We start from the raw sequence: 4420 nt of genomic DNA, 5'->3' as shown, positions 1-4420 counted from the left end.
GGAATCTAGAATTCTAAGTTATTAACAGGGTCTAATGGATTAATTTTCAGTTCTGAAGACAGAATAAATTTTGTAATATCTGAGAAAACTCACTATCTTTGCAGTCCGTTTAAGGAAAAAGTTACGAATCCTGTTGTAAGTAACTCATTATTAATTTCTTTTGGTGGTTTACAGGATTACCCAAAATACAATTTTAAAATGCCATTATGGCTGATAACAAAGTAATAGAGCAGGGATCTGCTGATTTTGATTGGGAAGCTTTAGCAAATGAAGGATATTCAAATGCTGAAAAAGCTGAGTACGCTGAGACTTACGAAGCAACTTTAACTTCTATCAACGAGAAAGAAGTAATTAAAGGAACTGTAGTAGCAGTAACTAAAAAAGAAGTTGTTGTAAACATCGGGTACAAGTCTGAGGGAGTAGTTCCTATCAACGAATTCCGTTACAACCCAGATTTAGCGGTTGGAGACGAAGTTGATATTTACGTTGAGTCTCAAGAAGACAAGTACGGACAGCTTGTAGTTTCTCACAAAACTGCGCGTATGCACAGTGCTTGGGCTAAAGTGAACGAAGTATTGAAAACAGGTGAGGTTATCACTGGTTTTGTTAAGTGCAGAACTAAAGGTGGTCTTATCGTTGACGTATTCGGAATCGAAGCCTTTTTACCAGGTTCACAAATTGACGTTAAGCCAATTCGTGACTACGATATTTACGTTGGTAAAAACATGGAGTTCAAAGTTGTTAAAATCAACCAAGAATTCCGTAACGTGGTTGTTTCTCACAAAGCGCTTATTGAAGCTGAGCTTGAAGAGCAGAAGAAACAAATCATTTCTGGTCTTGAAAAAGGTCAGGTATTGGAAGGAACTGTTAAAAACATCACTTCATACGGTGTATTCATCGACTTGGGTGGAGTTGACGGTTTAATCCACATCACAGATTTATCTTGGGGTAGAGTTAATCACCCAGAGGAAATCGTTGAATTAGATCAAAAATTAAACGTTGTAATCCTTGACTTTGATGATGATAAGAAGAGAATTGCATTAGGATTGAAACAATTACAACCACATCCATGGGACGCTTTATCAACAGAATTAGCTGTTGGAGATAAAGTTAAAGGGAAAGTTGTTGTATTGGCTGACTACGGTGCGTTTGTTGAAATCGCTCCAGGAGTAGAAGGTTTAATCCACGTTTCTGAAATGAGCTGGTCTCAACACTTGAGAACTGCACAGGATTTCTTAGCTATCGGAGACGAAGTTGAGGCTGTTATTCTTACTTTAGATAGAGAAGAAAGAAAAATGTCTCTAGGTATCAAGCAATTGATGCCAGATCCATGGGAAGGAATTGCTGAGCGTTACCCAGTTGATTCTAAGCACAACGCAAAAGTTCGTAACTTCACTAACTTCGGTGTATTCGTAGAATTAGAAGAAGGTGTTGACGGATTAATCCACATTTCTGATCTTTCTTGGCAAAAGAAAATCAAGCACCCATCTGAATTCTGTAAGGTAGGTGATGCAATGGAAGTTGTTGTATTGGAAATCGATAAAGAAAACAGAAGAATTTCTTTAGGTCACAAGCAGTTAGAAGAGAACCCATGGGATGTATTCGAAACTTTATTCGGTGAAGGATCAGTACACCAAGGTACAATTATCGAACAAAAAGATAAGTCTGGAATCGTTGCTTTACCATACGGTGTAGAAGGAATTTGTCCTGCTAAGCACATGCGTAAAGAAGACGGATCTAACGCTAAGGTTGACGAAACTTTAGATTTCAAAGTGATCGAGTTTAACAAAGACGCTAAGAAAATAGTTGTTTCTCACGTTAGAACTTTCGAAGAAGGTGAAGACAAACCATCTACTTCTTCTAGAGGAGGTAAAAGAGGTGGAGGAGGAAACTCTAAAGCTGTTGAGAACTTGAACAAGAGCAATGAAAAATCTACATTAGGAGATTTAGATGCATTAGCTGCTTTGAAAGACAAAATGGAAGGAAAATAATCCAACCCATTATAGAACAGATCTCTGTTAAAAGTCCCGACCAAGTAATTGGTCGGGATTTTTTTGATTTAAAGATTTAAGAAATTTGATTATCACCGTGGGTAGATTAACGAAAGCACTTTTATAGAACTCAATTCTTTTATTTCTTAGATGCATAAACACGGAGGTTCACGAGCGGAGCGCTGTACTGAGCGACAGTCGAAGTGTCGAGTGGCCGTAATTTAACAAAGCATTCAAATTTTACTATTTATACCTCCTTAAACTGCATCCTACTCCATTATTTTCACCGGCTTTTTGTTTTCATCTATGGCCACAAAAGTAAATTCACCACTCACAGCCTTTTCTCTTTCTTCTGTGTACATCTGTTCAATGTAGATATCTACCCTTACTTTTAAACTCGTGTTTCCTGTATAGGTCACTTTACCTAATAATTCAATGATAGTAGCTGCAGGAATGGGCTTTTTGAAATCGATTCTATCACTGCTTACAGTTACCATGCGCTGGCGACTGAATCGTGTAGCAGTGATGAAAGCAACTTCATCCATCAATTGCATGGCTGTTCCTCCAAACAAGGTATCGTAATGGTTCGTCGTATTTGGGAATACCGCTTTAAAAATGCGCGTTTCTGATTTTTGGATTCTTTCTTCCTTGGTCATTTTATTTTCTCTTTTGTGGCTTACTTTTTAGCCTATGTTACATCATTGGGGTTCTTTTCAATGTATGCTTGCGAGAAAAAATAAGGAAGGGAGTTGCATGCGGAATAGGGGGCTATACTTCTTAAAAAATTATTTATGAACTCAACCTGACTCATAGCTTCAAATCGCGAAAGCATCGTCAATTAGAAGAGGCAGGTCTCCTGACTTATAACCCTTTAACTTCCTTCCCATTCCATAGTATTAGAACAGTGGATAATTGTTAAAGCTTTTCGTTACTTACAGTTGCGCGACAGTTCATGATTTTCACATGATTCCCTTTTCATTTGCGTTAAGCAAAACCTTTTCTTGTTTTGGAAAGAACTTCTGGCAGTGAAAGTAGTAAAATATTGATGAAGAATACTCGCAGCTGAGGTAATAAAGGTGGTTAGGAAATGATCTACAGCTTAAACTTCAAAACTTGTTATCATTGTCGTTTCCTAACTTCTGTTTTCTTTCATCAATAATTACTTTTACCGCATACTTTTCGACACCTACAGAAAAGAAAGAGAAAAACATGAATTCACAGAAAGTAGCATATTCTATTTTAGACTTGGCTGTCGTGGCACAAGGAAATAGTATACAAGAAACCTTACATCGTTCTTTAGCGGTGGCTAAGGCGGCAGAAGCGAGCAATTACGAACGTGTTTGGTATGCTGAGCACCACAATACAGAAAATGTAGCAAGTACGGCAACTTCTTTATTGATAGGTTATGTAGCAGAAAATACTGAACGCATACGCGTAGGGTCTGGGGGTGTAATGTTGCCCAACCATTCTCCTTTGATTATAGCTGAGCAGTTTGGAACCTTGGCCCATTTGTACCCGAACCGTATAGATTTAGGATTAGGTAGAGCACCAGGAACGGATCAAGCTACTGCGCATGCTATACGTCCTGATTTCATGCAAGCGGCGCAATCATTTCCCAGAGAAATAGAAAAAATAGAGCAGTACTTTTCTGAAGAAAATAAAAGTTCTAATGTACGAGCAGCCATCGCAGAGGGAACGAACGTGCCTTTATACATTTTAGGGTCAAGTACCGATTCCGCACATTTGGCGGCAGCTACGGGTAAACCTTATGCGTTTGCGAGTCATTTTGCGAGTACTTATTTGCACCAAGCACTGGAAATTTACCGTCAGGAATTCCAGCCTTCTGAAGAAACGGATAAACCTTATACAATAGCCGGAATTAATGTTTTTGTAGCAGATACAGATGAAGAGGCAGAAGCTATGTTTACATCTTTGATTCGTTTATTTGTGAGTATAGCCACTGGAAGCAGACAATCCATTCAGGCTCCTGCACCTATGAACAGAGAGTTTTTAGAATACCTTCAGCATCCTCGTATTGCCAGTATGATTAAATACTCATTTGTGGGAAGTAAGGACACGGTTAAAGCTAAAATGCGCGATTTCTTAAACAGCACTGGTGTGGATGAAGTGATAACCTCTACGAATGCCTATTATGTAGAAGACAGAATTAAATCATTGCAATTATTCGCCGCATTAATGGATGAATTGAACGAAGAGAAAATAGAGGATAAGTAGGTACTTACCGAATGAAAATTTGAACGGGAATATCTTATGAAAGGTGTTCCCGTTTTTAGTATCCTAAATGAGGATGTTGCCTTGATAAAGTGTTAATGATCAATCATTCGTTTCCCTTTTCATCTTTGAAATTTACGGTAGGAATTTTCACAATTTCAAAAGTCGCTGAAGCTAAATTCACTTTGCCCTTACTC

Annotated in this window: 3 protein-coding genes and 1 riboswitch; of the genes, 2 read left to right on the top strand and 1 reads right to left on the bottom strand. The window is 38.2% G+C overall.

The window, feature by feature from the left end:
• Nucleotides 1-206: 206 nt before the first annotated feature.
• A complete protein-coding gene (gene rpsA / locus AC22ZQ_RS12710) occupies nucleotides 207-1991 on the top strand; it encodes a 30S ribosomal protein S1 (RefSeq protein WP_318959141.1) in 1785 nt (594 codons plus the stop codon).
• A gap of 269 nt (nucleotides 1992-2260) precedes the next feature.
• Here the strand turns inward: rpsA and AC22ZQ_RS12705 are convergent, their stop codons facing one another.
• Nucleotides 2261-2647 (bottom strand): acyl-CoA thioesterase, encoded by a 387-nt coding sequence (locus AC22ZQ_RS12705; protein WP_090245434.1) that lies wholly within the window; start codon nucleotides 2645-2647, stop codon nucleotides 2261-2263.
• Between the two features lie 173 nt (nucleotides 2648-2820).
• Nucleotides 2821-3005: riboswitch (cobalamin riboswitch) on the bottom strand.
• 195 nt (nucleotides 3006-3200) lie between these two features.
• Here AC22ZQ_RS12705 and AC22ZQ_RS12700 point away from each other — a divergent pair.
• The gene (locus AC22ZQ_RS12700) at nucleotides 3201-4226 is read left to right on the top strand and encodes an LLM class flavin-dependent oxidoreductase (RefSeq protein WP_318959140.1); all 1026 of its coding nucleotides are present in this window, start codon (nucleotides 3201-3203) and stop codon (nucleotides 4224-4226) included.
• Nucleotides 4227-4420 lie beyond the last annotated feature (194 nt).

The organism is Lishizhenia sp. (assembly GCF_057456495.1).
The sequence above is the reverse complement of the archived record's forward strand: the minus strand, read 5'-3'. Positions and strand labels throughout refer to the sequence as shown.

Bases quoted from the DNA above. Each gene is read 5' to 3' on its own strand.
- AC22ZQ_RS12700 (WP_318959140.1), top strand. From the start codon at position 3,201: ATGAATTCACAGAAAGTAGCATATTCTATTTTAGACTTGGCTGTCGTG.
- AC22ZQ_RS12705 (WP_090245434.1), bottom strand. From the start codon at position 2,647: ATGACCAAGGAAGAAAGAATCCAAAAATCAGAAACGCGCATTTTTAAA.
- rpsA (WP_318959141.1), top strand. From the start codon at position 207: ATGGCTGATAACAAAGTAATAGAGCAGGGATCTGCTGATTTTGATTGG.